Annotated in this window: 1 pseudogene; it reads right to left on the bottom strand. The window is 75.6% G+C overall.

Annotated features, from left to right (window positions below):
- Positions 1-381, bottom strand: a pseudogene (locus tag I6F37_RS45015) (adenylate/guanylate cyclase domain-containing protein); the annotation flags it as partial.

The following is a 381-nucleotide window of genomic DNA, read 5'->3' as shown; positions in this document are numbered from 1 at the left end:
CCGCCGCGAGCGCCGCCTCAGCCTCGTCGAGGCGCGCGAGCTGGTCGTCCAGCTGCCCGGCCGGGCTGAGCCGGACGCGAAGCACGGCGCCGATCGCGTGGTCGCGTGTGTTGCCGCGCTCCAGCTCGCCGGCGAGCTCGCCGACCTCGTCGACGTGCTCATCCCCCTCGATCAGCGCGTCCGCGAGGTCGGGGATCAGCTGCCGTCGTTCCTTGTCATCGGGGGCGAGCGCGAGCGCACGTCGAAGCAGGTTCTCGGTTGCGGCGAGGTCACCGCGCTCGAGCGCTGTGCGCCCCGCCCTGCCGAGTCGCTCGGCCGCACGCCGCGCGAGCGCCGCTGCGGACGGGTCGTGCGGGTCGAGCTCCCGCCGGTAACCGGCCG

The sequence above is a fragment of the Bradyrhizobium sp. NBAIM08 genome (genome assembly GCF_020193935.1).
In the GTDB taxonomy this organism is placed as follows: domain Bacteria; phylum Pseudomonadota; class Alphaproteobacteria; order Rhizobiales; family Xanthobacteraceae; genus Bradyrhizobium; species Bradyrhizobium yuanmingense.
This window is presented reverse-complemented; position numbering and strand designations above follow the sequence as displayed.